Raw genomic sequence first — 20,652 nt, forward strand, 5'->3', positions numbered from 1 at the left:
CCAATGGTCACCACCTTCACGTCACACCGACGACAAGGTGGTGACCATTGGTCACCACCCGCGCAGTCGCTACTGAACGGCGCCCGCCAGCTCCTCCAGCAACTCCCGCACAGCACTCTCAAGCTCCTCGGCTTCCCGCCGAGCCTTAGCCGGATCCTGTGCCGCGAGCGAGCGAATCCTCTCCACCGCCTGCAGTGAGACGCTGGGACGCGGCGCCGGCTTCGACTTTTTGCCGGCCTCGGAGTTCGAGGGTGTCGCGTCCACCGGCGGCGCGAACCCCAAGAAGTTCGCCGCCTCCTTCAACGCTGTGTCCGTGACGTTGCCGTGGCGCGCTGCCTCCAGCCACGTACCCCGAACTGCCTCCGAGCCATGCGTGTCCAGTATCGGCACCAGTACCCGCAGAGGACGCTCCTTGAGCTCCTGCGTGGTGATGTCTTCGAGCGCCTGCGCCACCCCGAGCACCCGGATGATGTTGTTCGCCTGGTGTTTCTTGATGCCGAACCGCGCCTCGGTGAGGTCGCCGAACGTGTCGAACCCGGCTTCCAGGTGCAACTCCTCCTGCTTCATCGCATGAAGGCGGAGCCCAAGCCCGATGAGCTTCTGCTGCTCGGCGCGCTCGTGGTTGGAGCGGGCCGCGTACTGCACCGCGAGGATGCCGCGCGTGTAGAACTCCAGCCGCTCCCGCGGGTCATCGCTATCCGGCTCGGTGAACTCAGGCATCGGAAGGTACCCGGCAGCCGACGGCGCCGTCACCGCAACAGCCCCGGCCGGCTCCTCCGCGCTCACGTCGCTCGGTGTCCACGGGGTCAGCGGAGCGGCAGCGGGTGCGGGAACGGGCGCCACAGCCGGCTGCGGGGCGGCGGCCGGGGCCGCCTGCTGAGCACGCAGCTGCGCCTGCTGCTCCTCCCACTGCCTCATCTCGTCCTCACGCGACGAGCCGCTGTCCCCCGAGCCGATGACGGGAATGACCGGCGGAATCTTCCGCTTCCCACTCATGCGGCCAGCTCCTTCGCCAGCGCCCTCATCACGTTCGCCTGATCCGACTCCGGAGCATGCTCCAGCAGCGGAACCTGATAGTCGGAGGCCTCACGACCCTCGATCGAGTCCTTCAGCGTGGCCAGCACCCCGGGCGTGGTGAGCTCGTTCCACCCGTCGTAGAAGCTACGGGTGACGATGCCCTTGCGAGAGTCGTAGGCGTTCACGACGAAGCCGAGCTGGTCGACAACCGCTCCCGTCATCCGGGAGTGCGTACCGATCTGCTCATTGAGCATCTCGTAGGCGTCGAACGACGAACGGTCCGACCAGACCGGAATGAGGATGCCGGAGTGGTCGATGAGCTCACCCGGCCGGCGCTGCACGTAGTTGATGGCGAGGTCTATGGCCAGACCGAGGTTCGGCGGGCCGTCCAGGATGATGACGTCGTAGGAGTCCTCGAGCGGTGCCAGGGCGCGCGCCAGGCACGTGTCGCGGCCGACCTGGAGCAGCGCGAGCTTGGCGTCCATGAGGAAGGCGTCCTTGCTCGCGGGCAGGACGTGCAGGCGTCCGCCGAACCGCTCCTGGGGGAGGGCGACGAGGGACCGGGCCAGGTGCTTCTCGCCTTCGCCGAGCATGTGCTTGAGGAGACTGTCGGAGCCGTCGGGCAGGCCGGGGATCTGCATACGGCTGGTGAGGTGCGCCTGCGGGTCGTAGTCGACGAGGAGTACGCGCAGACCCATCTCCGCCATGGCCTGGGCGAGCCCGGACGCGACGAACGTCTTACCGACGCCGCCCTTCTGGTTGCCCACCAGGATGCGCTTCACGGGCTGGTTGACAAGTCGCTCGCTCGGCGACGGATGGGCCTGGAGCCACAGGGTGATGGCCTGGGCCATGCCCTGCACCTTGGTCATGCGGCGCTCTTCGCACTCCTGCGTGAACCGCTGTGGGCCGCCGGCGGGGAGGAACACCCCCCAGGACTTCGCTCCCTTGGTGTCGACGTCGACCGTGCCGGTCGAGCTGTACCAGTGAGCCAGTGCCGCCGTGGCTGCGTCCTGCATGTTCAGGCCGTGCTCGGCAGCCCGGATGCGCAGGTCCCGGCGCAGTTCCGGAGTCAGGTTGACGAGTAGTTTTTCGCGCCCTTCACCGGCGCCCGGGGTAGTCATGGCGAGCAAATTACCAGTTGATGTTGCCGGGGGTCGTCACCGTAGTCGAAGCGGCCGCGCCGGGCGTGTCACGCGAACACTCAACTGCCGTGCATGGAGCGCGAGTTACGCATCCGGTCAACTTTGATCGAAAAACGCCTGGATGCCGGGGTTTTTCCGTCACTCGGAGGAGTGAACCCGCGCCCGACCTCTTTCAACATGCATATATCTACGATGGCCTGTGGGGGCGAGCGCCCGGTCAGGACGGGCGTGCTGGGGGCGCCGGGACCCTGTGGGGCGTCGCAGCTCCGGCGCCCCACCCAGCAGCATCAGACTGGTGGGGAGCAATCCCTGACGCGTGGCGCCGCCCTGGGCTACGCTGCGCTTGCGCAATCACTGTGACTCTCAGGCCGCCACCCATCCCGGTTGGTGGCCTTCCTCATGTTCACCCACCGTCACACACGGCCCGATAGCAGAAGCGGCCAGAACCCACCACCTTTGGCCAAACATTGGGTATGAAATCTTCTGCATGTCTACCGGGTAGAGCCCTCGCCCTGTCACAGTGGCCTACGCGCGCGTGAACTGGCAGTCACGCACGCACCTGGGGGGCCGGTGAACTGCGAGCATCGGCGTACGAGACCCTTCCCACGACCACCCTTCTGCCGGAGGAGCGGAGACGCCCCATGCCCTCAGCAGAACCCATCCCTGGCGGGCCCACCGAAGCGCCCGGCGTGGAGGACGCCCGCATCATCCCGCTCGCCCCCCGCACCGGCCGGCGAGCCACCCATCGCAGCGGGGGAGCGGGCATGATCCCGGACCCGGAACCAGAAGGTGACGCGGCCGCGGTCCTCGCCCCGCTCACCGAGTACCTCGAGCTCGCCTACCTGCGCGAGCACCTCAGCCTCACCGACCCGCGGGTCCTCGCCGCGTTCAACGTCGCGATCGACGCCGCTGTCACCATCACCGCCGGGGCGCAGGCGCAGGGCATCGTCGATGCCGAGCAGCAGCAGAAGTTGGCCGGTCTCCTGGAGGGAGCGAAGCAGGCGGCCCGGGTCGCGCACGGCGCCTGACACCGTGTGGTGAATATGCCGGGGGTTCTTCCCATTTGCCCGCGCGCCGTTTGTGAAGACCGCTCGCCCTGCGTTGATCGTTTATCGCTAAGCGTTCAACTCCCGCCCCATAGGTGCCATGATGGGGCGTCCGGAATCACCCGGAGTGACAGAATCCGGCCCCCGGCGCGCGCCCCGTAACGTCTCGGACGACCCGCGCCCCCGGGTGGCCGACAGGGGACGGGGAACACGTTGACCATGGGGACCACGGACAGCACCGCACAACAAGCCAGCGCCCAGCTCGCCCACCTCGCCCGCTACTTCGTGGAACTCCCCACCACCGGCCATACCGGCGGCCCCACCGCCCCCGTGCGCAGCATCGAGAACACCGCGCCCCTCAACGTCGACACGGTGTCCCACATCGCCGACAGCGTCCGCGAGATCCGCGACTACATGACCCGCGAATCACCCGGCACCCTCGAACCCCTGCCGGCCGAAGCAGCCGCCGTCTACGACTGGTGCCTGCGCAACACCGAACACGACGACCGTGCCGCCCGGCAGCGACGCGACACGATCATCTACCGGCAGTACCTCGAGCACGCCATCCTGACCGGCGACAAGCTCGTCGTCCGCCGCCACCGCTGCCCCGGCTGCGGCACCGTCGGCCTCCACTGGCACTCCGGCCTCAAGGCAGCCGTGTGCCGCAACCGTCGCTGCACCAGCGACGGCCGCGCCTCCACCTGGTCGCTCGCGTTCCTGGCGCACGAGCACATCCAGGAGCAGGAAAGGCTCTCCGTGCGTGCAACCTGATGCCCGTGTGGCGTGTCTAAGTCACAACAACTGAACACGTTTTCCCCACAACCGGACCCACAAGGTCCGGGCCCGTTATCGGCTGCGGTAGCTGCGAACTGCCAGCCGTCGATTCTGGGAGGCCGCCATGGCCACAGCCGCTCTCAGCCCGAGCGTCGGACGTATAGAGGACCCGGTCACCATCAAGGAGGCCGTCGCTCTGTTCGCGCAGACCGGGTACCCGGTCCCCGAGTCCACCCTGCGCCGATGGGCGAAGGAGGCGGGGCTCCGGACGAGCCGCAGCGGGGGATCCGTCCACTACTCCGACAGTGAGCTCCTCGTACTCCACGCGGACCGCACGTTCGGAAGCTGACCTGGCCGGCCCTTAGGCCCTCCACCCCGACGCCTCGGGGGTGGAGGGCCTTTCGCATGCCCAGACACGCAAACCCATTGCGGCGCCATGGGTTATGGCTTATGGTTGTTGTGTCAAGCCGCCCCACCACAACCCCGAGGCGGCACACCCCAGTTCACCCAGGACGGAGCCCGCCGTGGCCGTGATGACGCACGCCCAAATCCCGCACATCACACTCCCCACCGCCACCCACTACGGCCAGCTCCCCACCACCATCCAGGACGCCTACGACCTCCACATCGAAGCCGCCGACAACACCAGGAACAAGGACGCCTTCGAGGCCGCCCTCGCCCGCGCCGCCCACGCCATCGGCATCTACGCCCCGGCCGGCCACGTCATCGCCCTCTGCGACTGCTTCAACCAGGGCTGCGGCTGCGACCTCATCTTCGACGCCACCCTCCCCGGCGTACGCGTCACCGACCCCGACACCGGCGGCAACCTCGACCGCCTCCAGTGCCCCACCTGCGCCCACGACTGCGCCTGACCCACCACAAGCTCCCCGGGAGCGGCAGACGCGGCCCCGCCGCACGTCACCGCTCCCGGGTGCCACACCCCGGAGAAGACCATGCTCACCGCCGCAGAACGCGCCGAAGCCGCCGCCGACCGCAACGCGTTGATGTTCACCCGCATCACCGAGACCGCCGGTCAGGCCCACGTCTTCACCACCAGCCTCGCCGAACTCACCGCCTGGCGGACCGCCCTCGGCGGCCACACCACCCGCCTCCCCGCCGGCCCCGGCGTCTGCATGTGGACCCTCCACACCGACACCAACCACGGCAACGGCACCCCGATCTTCGTCCACGCCCCCGCCCTGGCCCACGAGCTCGCCCCCGCCGAACTCACTGCGGCCTGACGCCCACGACACCGAACGGACTCCCGCCATGAGCATCACCACCCTCGCCCCCGCCACCAACTCCTTCGCGAACGACCCGTTCTACGCCCTCGGCGTCGCCGACGCCTACGACGAGCACCAGAACGGCGACAACATCACCATCCTCAAGCAGCGCGCCACCGCCCTGCTCGCCGCCGACGCCCGCAACTCGCTCCCCGCCGAGCTGTACCGCATGGGCTACGCCAACACCGTGATCGGCCTGGCCAACACCCACCGAGCCGAAGTCACCGCGCAGGCCGAGGTCGCCTACCACCAGGCCCGCAAGGAGCGCAGGCGCACCGGTGTCCGGGCCTGACGCCATCGCCTGCGGCATCGGCGCACTCGCGATCTACCTGATCCTCCACCCCCACACCCCTCGGAGCACCACCCGGTCCCACCGAACGGAGAACGGCCATGGCCACACGCACCGCGGCGAAGAAGACCGCCAAGAAGACGGCCGCCAACAAGCCCCGCACCCGGGCCGCCAGGACGACCCCGGCCCCGACGCCGGCTGACCCCACCACCCTGGTCGACCTCCGCCACCCCCTCCCCACCCGACGGGCGTTCGTCGGCCCCCTCGGCGCCGAGGAGCAGACCGCCGTCCGCGCTGCCCTCGCCTCCGCCATGGCCCGCCTCCCCATACCCGTCCTCGCCTGGCACGGCCCCACCGCCCACCTCGCCGACGGCACCCGCATCACCCACACCGACCCCCGGATGCCCGTCCACGTGCCGCCCGGCCAGGCCCCGGAGTTCACCGCCCACGTCCCCTGCCCGTACGGCGCCATCCACGAGCACCTCGTGCACTCCGCCGCCGAGCTCACCGCCGCCCGCGAGATCACCCGCTCCTGCACCCGCGTCCACAGCCTCGACCACCAGACCGAGCTCGACGAGGGCGTCCACCCGGTCCCCGCACCGAAGCCGCCCATCGTGGTCCACCTCCAAGAAGGCATCCGGCGCGCCCACGCCTCCGCCGCCGACACCCAGCCCCTCACCGTCGACGACATCATCACCGGACTCCACAACCGCGCCACCAACGAGCAAGCCCGCGAACACCCGGACACGGCATGAACGGCTACCTCGCTGGCTGCTACGGCAAAACCCGCTTCCCCAGCCGCCGCGCCGCCCGCCGACGCACCCGCCAAATACGCGGAACCGGCGGCCCCACCTTCAAGACCTACCGCTGCCCCTGGTGCGCAGCCGTGCACATCGGCCACCCCTACGGCCAAGCCACCCACCTCCGCACCGGACCCCACGGCCAACCCACCCCCGTACAGGAGTACGCCACCCCATGAGCGACACCACCACCATCGAATGGACCGACCGCACCTGGAACCCCGTCACCGGCTGCACCAAGGTCAGCGCCGGCTGCGACAACTGCTACGCCGAAACCATCGCCGAACGCTTCCGCGGCCACACCGCGTTCCCCAAGGGCTTCGACATCCAGATCCGCACCGACAAGGTCAACGACCCCCTGAAGTGGCGCAAGCCCGCCCGCGTCTTCGTTAACTCCATGAGCGACCTCTTCCACGACGAAGTCGACCAGGCCTGGATCGCCGACATCTTCGCCGTCATGGCCGCCGCCCACCGCCACACCTTCCAGCTCCTCACCAAGCGCCACGCCCGCATGCGGCACCTCCTCAACGACCCCGCCTTCGTCAACGAGGTACGCACCCGCGCCCTCAGCAAGGGCCTTCCCCCCGACCAGTGGGCATGGCCCCTACCGAGCCTCTGGCTCGGCGTCAGCGTGGAGAACCAGCAGTGGGCCAACATCCGCATCCCCGCCCTCCTCCGAACCCCCGCCGCCATCCGGTTCCTGTCCTGCGAGCCCCTCCTCGGGCCCGTCAACCTCAAGCAGGCCGTACGCACGATGGGCAGTGAGCGAGGCCACGGACTGACCGCCTCCTACGTGCACGCCAGCGACTGCTGCCACAAGTACCACGGCATCGACTGGGTCATCGTCGGCGGAGAGTCCGGCCGGAAGGCCCGCCCCATGGATCCCACCTGGGCCCAGTCCCTCCGCGACCAGTGCGCTGAGGCCAACGTCCCGTTCTTCTTCAAGCAATGGGGCGAGTACGCGCCCACCGGCTACCTCGTCATCGGCGGCACCTCCCGCGGCGTACTCCTCGTCGGCGACCCGGTCGACGACATGGGCCACCGCGTAGAGATCGCCCGAATCGGCAAGAAGAACGCCGGCCGTCAGCTCGACGGACGCACCCACGACGCCTTCCCGGAGCCCGCCCATGCCTGACACCACACTCGGCGACGCGCCAGCCCTCACCCGTGAACTCCGCCTCACCATCGTCGTCCACGGCCGCCCAGCCCCCCAAGGCTCCAAGAAGTACGCCGGCCACCGCCTCAACAGCGCCTCCGGCCGCCGCAGCGCCGTCCTCGTCGAACAGTCCAAACGCGTCAAGCCCTGGCGAGCCCTCGTCACCAACGCCACCCAGACCGCCATGGTCGCCCAGCACGTCAAGGAGCACGGCGGATACCCCGCAGGCGGCATCGACGCCCTGGACGGCCCCCTCGAAGCCGAGATCGTGTTCACCGTACTCAAGCCCGCCAGCGCCCCCAAACGGCGCCGCACCTGGCCCACCACCCGGCACTCCGGCGACATCGACAAGCTGCTCCGCTCCACCTTCGACGGCATCGCAGACGCCGGAGCAGTCGTCGACGACTCCCGCATCATCCGCGTCACCGCCACCAAAACCTTCCCCAACGAGCACCCCGAAGCCCTCAACACCCCCGGTGCCGTGATCCGCCTCTACACCCTCCCCGGAGACCCGTCGTGACCCGCCACACCACTAACGGCACCCGCCGCCCCATAACACTCGCCGCCCGCACCTCCGACTGGCCGACCAGTGCAGCCTGCCGCGACATGGACGACGAGCCGTTCTTCAGCGACAAGACGGGCACCCTCAACCGGCTCCGTCAGACCGCGTGCGCCGACTGCCCTGTCCTCGTCGCCTGCCTGCGTTCCGCCCGCACGATCGAGGGCGACCGGGCGGACATTTGGGGACTGCGCGGCGGGCTCACGGCGGACCAGCGGCGGGCCCTGCGCGCCGAGCTGCTCCTCGGTGGTCGGCTCGACCTGGACGCGGCCGTGCAACTGTTGTCGTGGCAGTGGCAGAACGTGCTGTGGCCGCTCCGGGTGCGCGGGGACGGCCCGCAGGAGATAGCCAACGAGGTGACCCGGTGGGGAATGCCGGTCTCGGCGGCGACGGTGCGGGTGGCTCTGTGGTGGCTCGGAGCGCGGGCTCACCGTCTGCCGCGGCGTGGTGCCGGTGATCGGCGCCTGGACTGGCAGCTGGTGCGTGACGAGCGTCGTGACGTGGTGGAGCAGCTCCGTGAGTTGGGGGCGCCGGCCGGTGACATTGCCGCATATCTGGGGCTGTCGCGTACGGCGTTGGAGCGGGCCGCCAAGGCGTGGTCCCGGTCGAGCCGGGAGGCTGCGCAGGCGCAGGAAGTGGGGCTGGCGGCATGAGTAGGCCGATCCCGCCCCATGGGAACGCGAACCGGTACGCGTACGGGTGCCGCTGCAAGGCGTGCACGAAGGCCGCATCGCGCGCAGACGCGCAGCGGAAGCTGGACCGCCTCGCCGGGCGGCCGCGCACCGTGGATGCTGGTCCTGCGGCCGAGCACGCTCAGAAGCTTCTGGACAGCGGTCTGACCTTCTACCAGGTCGGCCGGGAGAGCGGCCTCGAGCCGTCGACGATCCGGCGCCTGGTGAACGGGCAGAAGATGATCCGGTCCGTGAACGCGGACAAGGTCCTCGCCGTCCCGTTGAACGTGCGGGTGACCGCGGGCGATGTCCCGTCGGTGGGTGCGGTTCGCCGTGTTCGGGCCCTGTACGCCCTCGGGCACCTGAACTGGCAGATCGCCGCCGAAGCAGGCGTGTCCCGCGACGGGGTGTGCGCCCTGGCCGCGGGCAGGTGGCCGACCATCAAGGTCGCCATGGACGACGGGATCCGCCGCGCCTACAACCGCCTGTCGATGACGACCGGAACGTCGTGGAAGACACGGAACCTGGCGGCGAAGAACGGCTGGGTGTCACCGCTCGCGTGGGACGACGAGAGCATCGACGACCCGGACGCGACGCCTGCCACGGACGCGCCGGCCCCCGCGGCAACGGAGGGGGAGAACGTCGCCGCCCGGTGGCTGATGGGTGAGTCCGTTGTCCTGTCCGCGGAGGCGCGCCTCGAGGCCCTGTGCCATCTGTTCGAGTGGACGGACATGACCATCGCGCAGATAGCGGCGCGGCTCGAGATGACGCCTTCGGCGGCGGAGCAGACCTGGCACCGGCACCGCCGGAAGCTCAGGGCGCAGGGCGAGCCGGTGCCGTGGCGCCGCCGCTGGGAGCTGCGTGACAAGGAACTGACGAAGAACGAGATGGGAGAAGCAGCATGAGCCTGCCGACGATGAACGGGACCGCGCGGCTGATCGAGGCGCCGGAGCTGCGCTTCAGCGCGCAGGGGAAGGCGATCGTGAAGGTGCGGCTGGCGTTCAATGCGCGCCGCAAGGACCAGGTCACGGGGGATTGGGTGGACGGCGATTCGTTCTTCGTGGACGGGAAGGCGTTCGACCGGGCTGCGGAGAACATCGCGGAGTCGCTGGACAAGGGGATGGAGGTGGTGGTGTCGGGCCGGCTGCGTACGGAGAAGTGGGAGACGCAGCAGGGGGAGAAGCGGTCGGCGACGGCGCTGTTGATCGACGCGATTGGTCCGTCGCTGCGGGCGGCGACGGTGCGGGTGGAGAAGGCGGGCGGGTCGGGGCAGGGGAAGCAGGATGCGTATCGGGCGGCGCAGGCCGCGTCGTCGCGTGAGGGGATGGACGATCCGTGGGGGAGCACGCCGGCCGCGGGCGGGCAGCAGTCGGCGGGTGGTTGGGGCGGGGAGCCCGAGCCGCCTTTCTGAGCGGCTGTCAGGTGGGTTGAGGGGTCTGGCCTTTCGGGGCTGGGCCCCTTTCCCATGTCCGCACTTCCATTGCGCCGCCATGGATTATGGAATATAGTGGAGGTGTTGCACCCCACCACACCCTCCGAAGGGCCACCCATGTCGTCCCTCACCTGCGACTGCACCGCCGGCCCCGGCGAACCCCACGACGCCGACTGCATCCACCACCAGCTCCCCACCGACGACGACCCCGCCGACACCGGCGGCTACTGACCCCGAACCAGAGGAGTCTCCGATGCCTCGCATGATCGGCCGCCACTGTCCCGACGGCCCCGGTGGTCGCGACTGCACCTGCTGCGGGCAGGCCCCCGGCCACGACCGCAAGACGGCACGCCGGCGTGTGAAGCGCGCCGAACGCCAGCAGTGGAAGAAGGAGGCGCAGGGCTGATGTCGCCCCTGAACGACACCGAGTCCGACACCGCCCGTGACCGGATGCGTGGCATTCACGCCGACATCGTCGACACGCTCCGCGCCCTCGACAACGGCCGGCCCGTCCCCGCCCACGTTCACCGCAACGCCCGCGAGCGCGCCAAGCAGAACGTCCTCCGCGACCTACGAAGCGCCCGCGACCTGTAACCCGCCTACGAAAGGCCCGTTCACCGTGACCGTGTACGCCCTCAAGCACCCCGACGGCCGCTGGCTGTACAACCTGCCCGAGCCCGAGAACTTCCGGTTCAAGACCCGGACCGGCACCTATGCCGACGGCCAGCCCATGCAGGAGCTGCACCGCGGATGGTGGGCCGCCGACCACGAGGCCACCCGTCTCACCACGACCGCGCAGCCGGCGCCGAAGACCGTCAGCTACGCGCTCAACGACCCGGCCGCCGAGTCGGCCCGCTACCCCGCCACCCTCACAGTGGAGGCCTACTCGGACCGCCAGGACAGCGACGACAACCTGTACTCGCTGTACGACCCGGTCAGGGAGGAGCAGCCGGCGCTGGAGCACGTCTACGACGGGCCCATCGTCGTCCTGGAAGGGCGAGAGCCGCCCGCACCGGACCAGCCGCAGTGGATCGCGAGGCTCCCGCATCAGCTCGCGGACCGCCCCGAGTACCAGCACCTGTTCCCCGGACACATCCCCGGCCTGGTCGACCACCTCATGACCATGTTCAAGGCCATGCCGCGTGTCGAGCACGTCTTCGACAACTTCCAGAACACGCCCGGTGTGTACGTCAGCCTCCGCATCCCCTACGACCAGCCGCGCACCGAATGGCGGGCCTACACGGGGCGCAAGGGCCAGCCGCTCAAGTCCGGCCGGAACGTCACCGTCATGGCCTCCAGGTCCCTCACCCTGCCGATCCCGAGCCGGATCGCCGCCGACACCTACGCCGAGGCGCTGAGCGTGTGGGAGCAGCAGGTCACCTACTGGACCGGCGTGGTCGAGCAGGCGTCGGTCGCGGCGTGCTCCCACTGCAACGGCCACGGGTTCATCACCGACGGCTCCGAGAAGTACTCCCGCTCCCTCTACAGCTGAAAGGACTCCCGTGGACAACGAAGAGTTCACCCTCGAGCGGCAGACGTACGTCGCCCGGGTCGCCGCGCACGCGATCGCGTTCGGGCACACCGACCAGATCACCGACAAGGGCATCGCCCTGGCCGCCGACCACGCGGACCTCGACCGGCCGGAGAGCCACGAGGTACGCGAAGCGATCCGCGCGGCCCTGACGACGCCGCTCAATGACGACGACACCGGCCAGGCGTTCGCGGAAGCCGTCATGCAGTCCGCTGTCGACGGCCACCCGTTCCGGTACACGGCCGGCGACGGCACCACGATCCTGCTGCTGCCCGTCATCGACGAGGCGGAGGACGCGTGATGGCCGACCCGATGACGCCCGCTGAGCGGCTGACCCTCGTGAAGGACCACGCGGTGGACGCCTGGTACGAGTTCGCTCACGAGCGTGCCCACAAGGCCCGTATCCCGTCCTGGCGGCAGGGCACGGCACCGGACGGCAGCCCGCGTCTCACGTGCGAGGTCGTCGGCCCGGATGCTGCGCGCGTCCTGCACCTGTTCGCCTCCGTAGGGCCGCTCGTGTACTGGCAGGGCGGGGGTGGCGACACGAAGCCCACCTACGACTACCAGGCGGGCCGTACGGCGGTCGTGTGGCGGCGCCAGGGCGTGTGGGTGGAGCTGTGGGTGCCCGACACCCCCGCGAAGCCGTCCCAGCCCGCCAGGAGCCCGCACGGCCCCGCCACGGCCACCACTGGCGGGAAGCGGCTCGTCCCGCGCCCCCGCCCGTCCGGCCGGCTCCCGTTCGGCCGCCGCCCCAAGACCCCGAAGGAGACCACCCGGTGATCGACCCGTTCAACCCCATCTCCGAGATGGTCGACCTCGAGGCCGACGACCCGCACACGGACGAGTGCTCGTGCCCGAACGACAACAGCCAGTACCTGCTGCACATCGAGGAAGGCGGCGTCTACCTCGTCCACAAGGCGTGCGGGAAGCAGCCCCGCGGCGACTACCACGACCTGATCACCCTGGACTCCCTGCCGGTGACCGTGAAGGAACTCCCGTACGGGGGCTGCGACGGCAGCGCCTGGCACGGCGAGCACCGGTGCGACTGCGGCACCTACCTGAACGTCACCATCGCCCACCTGGCCGTGATGCACGACGACCAGCCGTACCTGATCGGCCGCGACTACGCCGACTGCGACGGAACCATCTGGCGCGTCACCGACCTGCGCGACCGGGACGACCAGCCGCAGCTCATCGTCCTGCCGGAAGGCGCAGGGGAGCCGTGCCCACTCCCTGAGGTCGTCACCGACTTCGGGCCGCTCACGCTCCAGCCCACCACCACGAAGGAGATCAGCCGATGACCGACATCCACACCGCCGACGACGACCGCCGCATCCTCCGTGACGCGCCCTCGAACGGCGACGACTGGGACGACAACACCTGGGCCGCCTGGTTCCGCACAGCCGAGCGAGCGCACGGTGAACGCTTCGACGGCGACACCAAGCCCGCCAACCCGCGCGCCCTGCTCGGCGCCCTCCTGCACAGCGCCCGCTGGGCCCTCACCCTGACGAAGCAGGGGCAGACAGACGAGGCGAACGAGCACGTGGACGCCATTGAGCGGCTCATCGGCGCCTACCGAGACGCCGTGAACGTTGAGCAGCCCGGAGTGGTGGGCAACGAGCTGGTCGTGCAGTGGCTGGACAAGGCCGAGGGCCAGGACTGGTGGAGGGACTGGGGTGGGTCTATCCCGGGGCTGTTCCTGGACGAGGGCAAGCGCTTGGTGAAGCGGGCGCGGGCGGCGATGCCGGACAAGAAGGTCCGGCTGGCTCGGCGGATCACGTTGTTCCGTGTGGAGGAGATCGCCGAGGAGCAGCCGGCATGAGCACGCCCACCCTGTCGGGCCCGTCTGCCTCGAGCGGCGGACCCGCCGCGTCTCTGGCCGCGCTCCGTACGCTGCCGCGCGCCCTGTCTGCGGCGACGGCCGAGCCGCGCACCTACCTGACCGCGCGCGAGAAGGACACCCTCCGCCTCGCCGCGAACGGTAAGACGAACCACGCCATAGCCCGGGAGCTCGGCTTGTCCGAGGAGACGGTGAAGACGCGGATGCAGAAGCTGCGCCGCAAGCTCCGCGCCGACGATCGGGCGCACGCGGTCGCGATCGGCCTCGCGTTGGGCCTGCTGCGCCTCGAGGACGTCGTCGTGCCGCCGGACGCGAACCGCGGCTACCGGCCCACCGGCTGACGAAATCAACACAGAGTCACCATCGGCCCGTGAAGGTCTCCAGATTCCCGAGCCGAGACCCGGCACACCCAGAGTTCGTTCACCCACCGTTACATACGCCCGGGAGGGCCCGTGTTCACCCTGCTCGCCGCGGCCCTCGCCGCACTCTCCAGCCTCACCTACTGGCTGCGCTACGGCACGCTCCAGATGCCGTACTGGCTGATGGTCGCCTCCACGATCGGCTCGCTTGCTGTCGCTGAACTTGCCGAGGAGCTCGTGCGACGCCACCGGATCCGCGTCGGACGGTCCCGGCGCCGCGCGCACGCCCGCCCGGCAGGCGAGCACCGATGACCGTCAGCGTCCCCTGCCCCGCATGCCAGCAGACCGTTCGGCTGACCGTGCGGGGCGTCCTGTACAAGCACGGCCGGCCCGAGTGCTCGCGCTCCCGCAGGCCCGTGGGCCGTATCTGGCCGACCCGGCATCACGGGCGACGTGTCCGTACGGTGCCCGGCCCCGACACCTGGAACCCGTGCTGATGACCGCTCACCCGTACGCCACCGACTGCGAGCCGCAGTGGGGCGACATCGACCCCGAACCCGACGACGGGGACCTGCCCAACGACTGGCGAGGCCAGAACATCCCGGCCGGCGCCCACATCACCGACATACCCCTGGAAGGCGACTACCTATGACCGAGAACCCCACGCCCGCGTCTACGGCGCCGCTCGCGGCCGGGCTGCCGCTCGTCCGGGGGCGCTGCCCGGCCTGTGGTACGGCCGGCCTGTTCCTCGGCAGCGGCGGGTACGTGACGTGCTCGAGGGTCGACTGCCCCGAGCCGGATGCCGCGACCGCTGCCCTGGAGCGCGGAAAGCAGGAGACGCCCGTGGGCCGTGCCGAGTGGGACGCGCTGGTGGAGTCGACCGGCCGGCTCCGGGAGCGCTCCGCTCAGATCGAGGAACGTGCCGAGGCGCTGGATGCTCGGGTGCAGCAGATGTCCGACCACCTCCGCGACCGGGCAAACGCCGTGGCTGCCGAGCTCCACCGCAGCTACGGCCGGATCCGCGAACTCGTCAACGCCCCACAGCGCCGTGACAACGAAGCCGAGCAGCAGGCCCGCAGCGAGGCCATCGGTCTGCGCAACGCCCTCGGCATCCTGGTTCACCCCGCTGGCAGCAGCCCGTCTCAGCAGTTCATCGAGCACGTCGGCGACAACTACTACCGGGAATGGGTGAGGGAGCAGCAGGAGACAGAGCGGATCATCCCTGGTGAGATCGACGAGGCGCGTGCCCGGTGGGAGGCCCGCCGTGGCTGAGCACGGCGTGCGACGAGCGACTCAAGCGACCGTCACCTCTGAAACGTGCTGCGTCTGCGGTGGCAGTGAAGTCGTGTACTGCAACTTCCGTGATCTGCCGTTCTGTTGGCCGTGTGCGGACTGCGGTTGCGGGGAGAGCCCGTGCGTACGGACCGGCGTCAACGACCCGGCGGTGGCGGCATCGTCGGCCGGGGCACGACCGGTGGTGTGGGCGCGCCGCTACTTCACCAGCCCACAGGCCCGGGACGCGTACCTGGACCGTGTCGCCCGCCGGGCGGGGGAGGGACTGAAGTGACCGTGCACGGGAACAGTGCGGCCGCGCACGCGGAGGGGCTTCGTGCCGGGGCGCGGAAGGGGCTGTGGCGGAAGCTGACGGCCAGGGTGGGGCTGAACCCGCAGGCGGCCCGTGCGGACGCTGAGGCGGCGCGCTGGGACCACGGTGCCGCCGCCGAGAAGCTGACCGCCCGCCTCCTGGCCCCGCTCGCCGCGAAGGGCTGGCACATACGGCATGACCTCGCGCTCCCCGGGTCCCGCGCGAACGTCGACCACATCCTGATCCCGCCCGGAGCCGACGGTGTGATCGTCCTCGACACGAAGGCGTGGCATCGCGGCCGGCGCACCCGGGTAGCGCGCGGGCGGGTGCACTGCGGGGAGCAGGATCGGCACGGGCAGGTGGAGAAGGTCGCCGGGTACGCGGCCCGGGTCCAGGCCGCGCTCGGCGACGGCGTGCAGGTGGAGCCGCTCCTCGTCGTCCACGGCTCCCGGGTCGCGGGCGGGCACCTGGACGTAGGGGTGAAGGGGTGGCCGGGGCCGGTGTATGTGCTGGCGCCGGACTGGCTGGTGTCGACGCTGGAGGCCGTCGCCACGAGGTCGGCGCCGGATCCGCGGGCGGCGGACGCGCTCGCGGCCAGGGTCGACGCGCTGCTTCCCCGGTACCGGGAGTGACGCGTACCGTGGACGGTCCGCCTGGGGGCATGCCGTCCATGGACGGCGCGGGGAGGGCCCGTTGTCTGCTTCGGTAGATGGCGGGCCCTTCTTCTGCGTACGGGGCCCGGGTGGTTACGGCCAGCTGCGCACGGTCTGCCCGGTGGTCGTGTCGACGAGCTCGATGCGGGCGCCGTCGGATCCGTACGTGCCCACCCACGAGGTGAACTTCGACTCCGCGGTCTCGAGCCGGCTCCACCAGCCGTTCGCGACGGGCCGGCCGTCGATGGTGAGGGTGAGCCGGTAGCGGCCTGCGGGATCCATGGTGGGAGTGTCTCCCCTGGTCGTGGCGGGTCGGCCGCCACTTTAGACTCGAACGTGTGAACGATCAATCGCCGGAGGAGCGGCTCGCGAAGCACCGCGCTGTGGAGGCGTGGCTGGAGTACCAGCTGCGTGAGACCCGGAGGACGATCGCCGAGCTGGAGAAGGAAGCCGTTGAGGGGGAGCGCCGACGCGCGGTTGCCTACCGGGAGCGCCGGTACACCCTGGAGCAGGGTGACAGCGAGGAGCAGATCGGGATTCTCCACCGCGGCGCCTGCGAGCAGTACAAGGGCGAGGACTTCTTCGAGGCACCGCAGGCCGCCGTCCTGCTGCGTGACAGGCGTGCCGTGCCCTGTGACACCTGCCGGCCTGCCCTCGGGCTGCGTGGCACGTGGATCCCCAGCGTCGACAACGACGACAGCATCTGAGCCGCCGCGCGGCCGCGCTCACCCGGGCGCACCCTGGAGGTATGGCGACCGCCCCGATCATCGTGCACCCGCCGCTCGGTACGGGCGGCCGGCGCGTCACCGCGCGCGGCCGCATCCTCGGGCTGGCCTACTCCGACGCGGACGTGATCGAGTTCCTGCGCCGTGCCGGCTTGGATGACCCCGAACCGCTCCTCGACGACCCCGCCTGGGTGAAGTGGAAGGGCGGCCGCGCGCACCACTACGAGGCGGCCTGACGCACGAGCGCCCGCCCCGGAATGGGACGGGCGCAAGGCGATCGTCTCCGGGGGCCTCTACCCCGCCTCGCTGATAGGCCCCTGTTTGGGCCGTCGATGGCGGGAGGGACTGCGGTCACCCGCGCCCGGCCTGGTCCTGGCAGACGAAGTGCTGCGCGCCTCGGCAGGCCGACCCTCGGTGAGATCCGGCGCCCACGTCGTTGACGCGCAGCACATTCAGGATGGCACGCGCCACTGACAGGGTTCCCTGGGCGCGCGTCTACCCCGGGCTTCACGGGAGGCCACGGGGCAGACGAGCCGGCTTGTCACGCACGACAGTGCAGGGTGGGCGCCGTACGCGCCGTCACGCCGGGAATCCCCTGCACTCTGACACGCCGGCCAGACGTGCGGGGCGGGTTCCGGGGATCCGATCAGGCGGCGATGGGGAGGACGTCCAGGAGTGCCCACACCTGGCGTCCCTCGCCCGTCGTCTCCGTCCCGCAGGACGACGCCCCCAGGCCGCGCAGTGTGGCCAGCATGTCGCCGGGCAGGTCGCCGTCCGGGGGCTGGTGGGAGAGGGCGAGGACGACGATCCGGCCGTCCTGCTCGGACAGGTGGACGCTGACCCGTCGGCCGCCGTCCGCGATGACGGTGGACACGAGCAGCGTGACGATGTCGTGCAGCGCGCCGGGCGCGGTGAGTCCCCAGTCGGTCAGCCGTCCGGTGATGTGGCCGGCCGCCTTCTTCGGGATCCACGCCCCGGTCTCGAGCGTCCACGACGCACCACGACGATTCCTCATCACGGGCAGGCCTGCGCGTGTGGCGCTGCGCTGCGGGACGGGGAGCCCCTCAAGGAGCAGCTCGGCTTCGCTGCGGGGCGGGTCCGGCGGCGGTGGGGACGGGGGCCGCTTCGGCGGCGGGGGAGTCTTCGGCGGGTAGTCGGGGCGCGGCTTGATGTTGTCGGGCTGCTCGGGTTCGCTGCTCGGTGTCCCCATGGAGGGCCTCCCCGGTCGAGACAGCCAGTGTAGGGCGGCGAGTTGGCCTGGTGGCGGGCTTTGGCGAGGGCTCGCGGCCCGGTTACGGCCGCCAGTCGTCGCGGTAGCCGGGCCGGTCCGCGTACGGCAGGGCGAGCAGGCTGAGCAGCTTCCCCGCGAGGTCGTCGTGGCCGTTCCACTCTCCCTCGATGAGCTGGTCCGTCTGTTCCAGTGCTGGGAACAGGTAGCCGAGCATCTGCCGCTTGGCGTCGATCTCACGCTCGATCCGCCCGGGGACGCCGCAGTCGCAAGGGAACGGTCCGTTGTAGCCAGCGACGGGGATCGACTCACAGCCCATGGCGTGCCAGTCCTCCAGCGACTGGTTCACGCGCTCGTCCTCGTCGAGCTGGGCGCGCAGCCACTGCACAAGGTCGTCCACGTCTGCCTCCGAAGGGCCGGGGTGTCACGGGGCCTCAGGATCGCATCGGCAGGCAGGGGGCGTTCCCGGGTACGCGTCTGCCCCGGCTTCACGGGAAGACCGGGGCAGACGCGTGCCCGTGGGCTATGCGGGATACGACGGCTGGGGCGGCGACGTGGTCCTCCGACTCGGTGGCTGTCACCGTCTGGCCTACCTGGACCTGCGTGCCGGCTGGTAGGGGTGCGGGTACGAGGCCGTCTGGCGTCCGGTCGTTGAGGTCGATCGTGAGCGTGGCCATGAGGCCACGATGGCGCGTCAGATGGGTGGGTGTTGCCCGGGGTGTGCCCGGCGGCAGCATCGGCTTCGTGGATCTGACCCCCGCCGGGCACCTGGACAGGGTCGCATGAGGCACTGACAACGCCGCCCGGGCGCCGGGTCCCGGGGCTACAGGGCGGTGCCGAGGGGGACGTCGGCGATGTGGTCCCACGTGATGTGCCGGCGGTCGTGGGACTGGGCGACGAGGGAGATGCGGATGACGCGCATCGGGACCGGGCCCGCGTCGACGTCGGACAGGAGGACCTTCATGCCGTGCCGGTCCGGCCGGTCTGGTCCGGTGATGCCGTAGGCGAGGCTGGTGTGCGGGTAGAACGAGGCGGGCCGGGTCTCGAACCGGCCGCCGGTGACCTGGCGGTCGATGCGGGTGGTGAGCTCCCACAGCCGTCGCGCGTCGTGGGCGGGCCGGGCTGCGCTCTCGAGGGCGACGACGCCGACCGCGGGCCGGTCGTAGACCAGCGTGAACGGGCTGATGGCCGCGCATTCGGTGCGCACCAGGTCGACGATCTGGTCGATCTCGTCGGGCTTGTACTCGTCGACCGGGCCGCCGTGCATGAGGGTGGTGTGGAGCCAGCGGGCGTCGACGGGGGCGATGCCTGGCTGGTCGGCGACATGCCGGTAGGGGGCGACGAGCTGCTCGTGGGCGAGAGACGGCTCGTGCAGGATGTGCCAGTGCAGGTCCTTGCGGCCGGCGGGCCAGTGGTGTTCGACGCGGGCGAAGAAGTCCTCCACGAAGGGTCCCTCCAGGGGCGCAAGGAGTGGCCGTTACGGCTTGGTGAGGGATGACGGGGTTGGCTGCGGGGTGGGGGAGGCGATGACGGTCAGGGTGCCGTCGTCGTTGAGGTGGGTTTCCCACACCGTCAGGGGCCGCACGGACTGGTAGACGACGGTCTGCCCGTCGGTGAGGGTGACGGTGATGTCCGGGGCCTGCCGGATGTCGTCCCGGTCGGCGGGGGCCAGGCTGGGGAGCACAATCTCGGCGTAGCCGTGCCCGTCGCGGGTGCCGCCTTGCACGGTGGGGGCGCCGGTCACGGTGATCAGCCGGTAGTCGACGCGGATGATGGCCCGGTCGCCGCGGGTGAGGGTGTGTCCTGGGAACCCGAACTCCACGTGCCTGACGCCCCCTTCGTGTTGTGCCGGTTTGGTGCGGGTGAGTCTTTCACTCGGGGTGTGGGCGGCGCAGCCGCCTGTGCCGATCTGGGCTGTGTAGGGCTGTGAACGTGGGTGCGCCGCCTCCTGCTGGGGGCAGGGGCGGCGCACGAGTGTCGACTGCTGGGGGTGGTCTATCCCCAGACGGAGTCGTTCGGGGTGATCGGCGTCTCGCCGGTCGTCGTGCTGTCGTCGTCGGCTCCGGCGTCGGTGCCGGTGCCCGTGCTGGTGCTGGTGCCAGGGTCGGTGGTGGTGATCGGGGCGCGGCCCCACACGCTGTCCGCGCGCACCCCCGAACCGGAAGCGTCGGTGTGCGTCATCGCCCACGCGCAGAGAGCCATGGCGGCGGCCGCGGCGAGCACGCCGGCACGGCGCAGAGAGAGAGTCATGAACGGGTTCCTTTCCTTCTCCTGATCACTGCCAGTGCAGTGAGTGGAGTATGGGGGCCTCCCGGTGTTGATGTTGCCCTGGCTCGGAGACGTCTGCTGCGATTCCGTACCAACGTCGTGTCAGGCCAGGCCCTGACACGCGTGAGTGCGGAGACGATCCGAGGGAACCGGGAGGAGCCCCACCACTAGAATTTGGCGTACCGACACTGGCGTGGACAAGCGTTTCCGGTGTCGTCATGACGCCAGTCACCATCGCGCCACGAGCGCGGGTGGGGCGGGCGGCGGAGCCATCATTCGGGGGTTAAGTGGAAT

General features: G+C 70.3%; 34 protein-coding genes. 26 read left to right on the forward strand and 8 right to left on the reverse strand.

What is annotated here, in order from left to right; all coding sequences use genetic code 11:
- Positions 1-69 precede the first annotated feature (69 nt).
- Entirely contained in the window at positions 70-996 is a 927-nt protein-coding gene (locus tag ACFW9D_RS05765) for a hypothetical protein (protein WP_384618247.1), read from the reverse strand.
- On the reverse strand, positions 993-2,138 hold the full coding sequence (locus ACFW9D_RS05770) for a ParA family protein (RefSeq protein ID WP_384618250.1): 1,146 nt from the start codon (positions 2,136-2,138) through the stop codon (positions 993-995). Before ACFW9D_RS05770 ends, ACFW9D_RS05765 begins: the two co-directional genes overlap by 4 nt.
- Before the next feature lie 662 nt (positions 2,139-2,800).
- On the opposite strand from ACFW9D_RS05770, the gene ACFW9D_RS05775 reads away from it, so the two are divergent.
- From ACFW9D_RS05775 to ACFW9D_RS05890, 24 genes are all read left to right on the forward strand, one after another.
- Positions 2,801-3,187 (forward strand): hypothetical protein, encoded by a 387-nt coding sequence (locus ACFW9D_RS05775; protein ID WP_384618253.1) that lies wholly within the window; start codon positions 2,801-2,803, stop codon positions 3,185-3,187.
- Positions 3,188-3,424: 237 nt separating this feature from the next.
- On the forward strand, positions 3,425-3,976 hold the full coding sequence (locus ACFW9D_RS05780) for a hypothetical protein (RefSeq protein WP_384618255.1): 552 nt from the start codon (positions 3,425-3,427) through the stop codon (positions 3,974-3,976).
- A gap of 127 nt (positions 3,977-4,103) precedes the next feature.
- Positions 4,104-4,328 carry a MerR family transcriptional regulator gene (locus ACFW9D_RS05785; protein WP_384618258.1) on the forward strand — a complete coding sequence of 75 codons (225 nt, stop codon included), beginning with the start codon at positions 4,104-4,106 and terminating at the stop codon, positions 4,326-4,328.
- Positions 4,329-4,512: 184 nt separating this feature from the next.
- Entirely contained in the window at positions 4,513-4,851 is a 339-nt protein-coding gene (locus ACFW9D_RS05790; protein ID WP_384618261.1) for a hypothetical protein, read from the forward strand.
- Positions 4,852-4,932: 81 nt separating this feature from the next.
- The gene (locus tag ACFW9D_RS05795; protein ID WP_384618264.1) at positions 4,933-5,220 is read left to right on the forward strand and encodes a hypothetical protein; all 288 of its coding nucleotides are present in this window, start codon (positions 4,933-4,935) and stop codon (positions 5,218-5,220) included.
- Positions 5,221-5,248: 28 nt separating this feature from the next.
- Positions 5,249-5,554: a hypothetical protein gene (locus tag ACFW9D_RS05800; protein WP_384618267.1), complete on the forward strand. Its 306-nt coding sequence runs from the start codon at positions 5,249-5,251 to the stop codon at positions 5,552-5,554.
- A 98-nt stretch (positions 5,555-5,652) separates the two neighbouring features.
- Positions 5,653-6,306, forward strand: coding sequence for a hypothetical protein (locus ACFW9D_RS05805; RefSeq protein ID WP_384618270.1), 654 nt, complete (start codon positions 5,653-5,655; stop codon positions 6,304-6,306).
- Between the two features lie 220 nt (positions 6,307-6,526).
- Positions 6,527-7,486 carry a DUF5131 family protein gene (locus tag ACFW9D_RS05810; RefSeq protein ID WP_384618272.1) on the forward strand — a complete coding sequence of 320 codons (960 nt, stop codon included), beginning with the start codon at positions 6,527-6,529 and terminating at the stop codon, positions 7,484-7,486.
- Positions 7,479-8,027 (forward strand): RusA family crossover junction endodeoxyribonuclease, encoded by a 549-nt coding sequence (locus ACFW9D_RS05815; protein WP_384618274.1) that lies wholly within the window; start codon positions 7,479-7,481, stop codon positions 8,025-8,027. The genes ACFW9D_RS05810 and ACFW9D_RS05815 overlap by 8 nt, the downstream gene beginning before the upstream one ends.
- A complete protein-coding gene (locus tag ACFW9D_RS05820) occupies positions 8,024-8,719 on the forward strand; it encodes a WhiB family transcriptional regulator (protein ID WP_384618277.1) in 696 nt (231 codons plus the stop codon). Before ACFW9D_RS05815 ends, ACFW9D_RS05820 begins: the two co-directional genes overlap by 4 nt.
- Positions 8,716-9,642, forward strand: coding sequence for a hypothetical protein (locus ACFW9D_RS05825; RefSeq protein ID WP_384618280.1), 927 nt, complete (start codon positions 8,716-8,718; stop codon positions 9,640-9,642). Before ACFW9D_RS05820 ends, ACFW9D_RS05825 begins: the two co-directional genes overlap by 4 nt.
- Positions 9,639-10,148 carry a single-stranded DNA-binding protein gene (ssb, locus tag ACFW9D_RS05830; protein ID WP_384618282.1) on the forward strand — a complete coding sequence of 170 codons (510 nt, stop codon included), beginning with the start codon at positions 9,639-9,641 and terminating at the stop codon, positions 10,146-10,148. Before ACFW9D_RS05825 ends, ssb begins: the two co-directional genes overlap by 4 nt.
- Before the next feature lie 274 nt (positions 10,149-10,422).
- Positions 10,423-10,575, forward strand: coding sequence for a hypothetical protein (locus ACFW9D_RS05835; RefSeq protein WP_384618285.1), 153 nt, complete (start codon positions 10,423-10,425; stop codon positions 10,573-10,575).
- Positions 10,575-10,763, forward strand: a complete 189-nt coding sequence (locus ACFW9D_RS05840) for a hypothetical protein (protein WP_384618288.1) — start codon at positions 10,575-10,577, stop codon at positions 10,761-10,763. Before ACFW9D_RS05835 ends, ACFW9D_RS05840 begins: the two co-directional genes overlap by 1 nt.
- Positions 10,764-10,788: 25 nt before the next feature.
- Complete coding sequence (locus tag ACFW9D_RS05845; RefSeq protein WP_384618291.1) at positions 10,789-11,661, forward strand: hypothetical protein; 873 nt, start codon at positions 10,789-10,791, stop codon at positions 11,659-11,661.
- Between the two features lie 10 nt (positions 11,662-11,671).
- Entirely contained in the window at positions 11,672-12,001 is a 330-nt protein-coding gene (locus tag ACFW9D_RS05850; protein ID WP_384618294.1) for a hypothetical protein, read from the forward strand.
- Entirely contained in the window at positions 12,001-12,480 is a 480-nt protein-coding gene (locus ACFW9D_RS05855) for a hypothetical protein (protein WP_384618296.1), read from the forward strand. Before ACFW9D_RS05850 ends, ACFW9D_RS05855 begins: the two co-directional genes overlap by 1 nt.
- Entirely contained in the window at positions 12,477-13,001 is a 525-nt protein-coding gene (locus ACFW9D_RS05860; protein ID WP_384618299.1) for a phiSA1p31-related protein, read from the forward strand. Before ACFW9D_RS05855 ends, ACFW9D_RS05860 begins: the two co-directional genes overlap by 4 nt.
- The gene (locus ACFW9D_RS05865; protein WP_384618302.1) at positions 12,998-13,522 is read left to right on the forward strand and encodes a hypothetical protein; all 525 of its coding nucleotides are present in this window, start codon (positions 12,998-13,000) and stop codon (positions 13,520-13,522) included. Before ACFW9D_RS05860 ends, ACFW9D_RS05865 begins: the two co-directional genes overlap by 4 nt.
- On the forward strand, positions 13,519-13,881 hold the full coding sequence (locus ACFW9D_RS05870; protein WP_384618304.1) for a response regulator transcription factor: 363 nt from the start codon (positions 13,519-13,521) through the stop codon (positions 13,879-13,881). Before ACFW9D_RS05865 ends, ACFW9D_RS05870 begins: the two co-directional genes overlap by 4 nt.
- Before the next feature lie 111 nt (positions 13,882-13,992).
- Complete coding sequence (locus tag ACFW9D_RS05875; RefSeq protein WP_384618307.1) at positions 13,993-14,211, forward strand: hypothetical protein; 219 nt, start codon at positions 13,993-13,995, stop codon at positions 14,209-14,211.
- Between the two features lie 184 nt (positions 14,212-14,395).
- Positions 14,396-14,551: a hypothetical protein gene (locus ACFW9D_RS05880; protein ID WP_384618310.1), complete on the forward strand. Its 156-nt coding sequence runs from the start codon at positions 14,396-14,398 to the stop codon at positions 14,549-14,551.
- The gene (locus ACFW9D_RS05885; protein WP_384618313.1) at positions 14,548-15,171 is read left to right on the forward strand and encodes a hypothetical protein; all 624 of its coding nucleotides are present in this window, start codon (positions 14,548-14,550) and stop codon (positions 15,169-15,171) included. Before ACFW9D_RS05880 ends, ACFW9D_RS05885 begins: the two co-directional genes overlap by 4 nt.
- Positions 15,172-15,462: 291 nt before the next feature.
- Positions 15,463-16,116 (forward strand): nuclease-related domain-containing protein, encoded by a 654-nt coding sequence (locus ACFW9D_RS05890; RefSeq protein WP_384618316.1) that lies wholly within the window; start codon positions 15,463-15,465, stop codon positions 16,114-16,116.
- A 114-nt stretch (positions 16,117-16,230) separates the two neighbouring features.
- Here the strand turns inward: ACFW9D_RS05890 and ACFW9D_RS05895 are convergent, their stop codons facing one another.
- Complete coding sequence (locus ACFW9D_RS05895; protein ID WP_384618318.1) at positions 16,231-16,419, reverse strand: hypothetical protein; 189 nt, start codon at positions 16,417-16,419, stop codon at positions 16,231-16,233.
- A gap of 56 nt (positions 16,420-16,475) precedes the next feature.
- Between ACFW9D_RS05895 and ACFW9D_RS05900 the strand changes: the two genes are divergently transcribed.
- Both ACFW9D_RS05900 and ACFW9D_RS05905 read left to right on the forward strand, forming a co-directional pair.
- Entirely contained in the window at positions 16,476-16,844 is a 369-nt protein-coding gene (locus ACFW9D_RS05900; RefSeq protein WP_384618321.1) for a DUF6233 domain-containing protein, read from the forward strand.
- 41 nt (positions 16,845-16,885) lie between these two features.
- Entirely contained in the window at positions 16,886-17,098 is a 213-nt protein-coding gene (locus tag ACFW9D_RS05905; protein WP_384618324.1) for a hypothetical protein, read from the forward strand.
- 410 nt (positions 17,099-17,508) lie between these two features.
- On the opposite strand, the gene ACFW9D_RS05910 is transcribed toward ACFW9D_RS05905, so the two are convergent.
- The 5 genes from ACFW9D_RS05910 to ACFW9D_RS05930 all read right to left on the reverse strand — a co-directional run bounded on the left by ACFW9D_RS05910 (position 17,509) and on the right by ACFW9D_RS05930 (position 20,340).
- Positions 17,509-18,072, reverse strand: coding sequence for a hypothetical protein (locus ACFW9D_RS05910; RefSeq protein WP_384618327.1), 564 nt, complete (start codon positions 18,070-18,072; stop codon positions 17,509-17,511).
- Positions 18,073-18,154: 82 nt separating this feature from the next.
- On the reverse strand, positions 18,155-18,490 hold the full coding sequence (locus tag ACFW9D_RS05915; RefSeq protein ID WP_384618330.1) for a DUF6221 family protein: 336 nt from the start codon (positions 18,488-18,490) through the stop codon (positions 18,155-18,157).
- A gap of 423 nt (positions 18,491-18,913) precedes the next feature.
- A complete protein-coding gene (locus ACFW9D_RS05920) occupies positions 18,914-19,534 on the reverse strand; it encodes a 2'-5' RNA ligase family protein (protein WP_384618333.1) in 621 nt (206 codons plus the stop codon).
- 33 nt (positions 19,535-19,567) lie between these two features.
- Positions 19,568-19,912: a hypothetical protein gene (locus tag ACFW9D_RS05925; protein ID WP_384618336.1), complete on the reverse strand. Its 345-nt coding sequence runs from the start codon at positions 19,910-19,912 to the stop codon at positions 19,568-19,570.
- Positions 19,913-20,085: 173 nt separating this feature from the next.
- Complete coding sequence (locus ACFW9D_RS05930; protein ID WP_384618339.1) at positions 20,086-20,340, reverse strand: hypothetical protein; 255 nt, start codon at positions 20,338-20,340, stop codon at positions 20,086-20,088.
- Positions 20,341-20,652 lie beyond the last annotated feature (312 nt).

It is taken from the genome of Streptomyces sp. NPDC059524, from assembly GCF_042749255.1.
In the GTDB taxonomy this organism is placed as follows: domain Bacteria; phylum Actinomycetota; class Actinomycetes; order Streptomycetales; family Streptomycetaceae; genus Streptomyces; species Streptomyces xanthii.

What these genes read in the sequence shown, in the direction of transcription:
- ACFW9D_RS05885 (WP_384618313.1), top strand. Translation starts at nt 14,548, where the DNA reads ATGACCGAGAACCCCACGCCCGCGTCTACGGCGCCGCTCGCGGCCGGG.
- ACFW9D_RS05805 (WP_384618270.1), top strand. Translation starts at nt 5,653, where the DNA reads ATGGCCACACGCACCGCGGCGAAGAAGACCGCCAAGAAGACGGCCGCC.
- ACFW9D_RS05775 (WP_384618253.1), top strand. Translation starts at nt 2,801, where the DNA reads ATGCCCTCAGCAGAACCCATCCCTGGCGGGCCCACCGAAGCGCCCGGC.
- ACFW9D_RS05795 (WP_384618264.1), top strand. Translation starts at nt 4,933, where the DNA reads ATGCTCACCGCCGCAGAACGCGCCGAAGCCGCCGCCGACCGCAACGCG.
- ACFW9D_RS05770 (WP_384618250.1), bottom strand. Translation starts at nt 2,138, where the DNA reads ATGACTACCCCGGGCGCCGGTGAAGGGCGCGAAAAACTACTCGTCAAC.
- ACFW9D_RS05910 (WP_384618327.1), bottom strand. Translation starts at nt 18,072, where the DNA reads ATGGGGACACCGAGCAGCGAACCCGAGCAGCCCGACAACATCAAGCCG.
- ACFW9D_RS05930 (WP_384618339.1), bottom strand. Translation starts at nt 20,340, where the DNA reads ATGACTCTCTCTCTGCGCCGTGCCGGCGTGCTCGCCGCGGCCGCCGCC.
- ACFW9D_RS05870 (WP_384618304.1), top strand. Translation starts at nt 13,519, where the DNA reads ATGAGCACGCCCACCCTGTCGGGCCCGTCTGCCTCGAGCGGCGGACCC.
- ACFW9D_RS05790 (WP_384618261.1), top strand. Translation starts at nt 4,513, where the DNA reads ATGACGCACGCCCAAATCCCGCACATCACACTCCCCACCGCCACCCAC.
- ACFW9D_RS05800 (WP_384618267.1), top strand. Translation starts at nt 5,249, where the DNA reads ATGAGCATCACCACCCTCGCCCCCGCCACCAACTCCTTCGCGAACGAC.
- ACFW9D_RS05855 (WP_384618296.1), top strand. Translation starts at nt 12,001, where the DNA reads ATGGCCGACCCGATGACGCCCGCTGAGCGGCTGACCCTCGTGAAGGAC.
- ACFW9D_RS05895 (WP_384618318.1), bottom strand. Translation starts at nt 16,419, where the DNA reads ATGGATCCCGCAGGCCGCTACCGGCTCACCCTCACCATCGACGGCCGG.
- ACFW9D_RS05810 (WP_384618272.1), top strand. Translation starts at nt 6,527, where the DNA reads ATGAGCGACACCACCACCATCGAATGGACCGACCGCACCTGGAACCCC.
- ACFW9D_RS05815 (WP_384618274.1), top strand. Translation starts at nt 7,479, where the DNA reads ATGCCTGACACCACACTCGGCGACGCGCCAGCCCTCACCCGTGAACTC.
- ACFW9D_RS05840 (WP_384618288.1), top strand. Translation starts at nt 10,575, where the DNA reads ATGTCGCCCCTGAACGACACCGAGTCCGACACCGCCCGTGACCGGATG.
- ACFW9D_RS05765 (WP_384618247.1), bottom strand. Translation starts at nt 996, where the DNA reads ATGAGTGGGAAGCGGAAGATTCCGCCGGTCATTCCCGTCATCGGCTCG.
- ACFW9D_RS05835 (WP_384618285.1), top strand. Translation starts at nt 10,423, where the DNA reads ATGCCTCGCATGATCGGCCGCCACTGTCCCGACGGCCCCGGTGGTCGC.
- ACFW9D_RS05780 (WP_384618255.1), top strand. Translation starts at nt 3,425, where the DNA reads ATGGGGACCACGGACAGCACCGCACAACAAGCCAGCGCCCAGCTCGCC.
- ACFW9D_RS05880 (WP_384618310.1), top strand. Translation starts at nt 14,396, where the DNA reads ATGACCGCTCACCCGTACGCCACCGACTGCGAGCCGCAGTGGGGCGAC.
- ACFW9D_RS05785 (WP_384618258.1), top strand. Translation starts at nt 4,104, where the DNA reads ATGGCCACAGCCGCTCTCAGCCCGAGCGTCGGACGTATAGAGGACCCG.
- ACFW9D_RS05825 (WP_384618280.1), top strand. Translation starts at nt 8,716, where the DNA reads ATGAGTAGGCCGATCCCGCCCCATGGGAACGCGAACCGGTACGCGTAC.
- ssb (WP_384618282.1), top strand. Translation starts at nt 9,639, where the DNA reads ATGAGCCTGCCGACGATGAACGGGACCGCGCGGCTGATCGAGGCGCCG.
- ACFW9D_RS05865 (WP_384618302.1), top strand. Translation starts at nt 12,998, where the DNA reads ATGACCGACATCCACACCGCCGACGACGACCGCCGCATCCTCCGTGAC.
- ACFW9D_RS05905 (WP_384618324.1), top strand. Translation starts at nt 16,886, where the DNA reads ATGGCGACCGCCCCGATCATCGTGCACCCGCCGCTCGGTACGGGCGGC.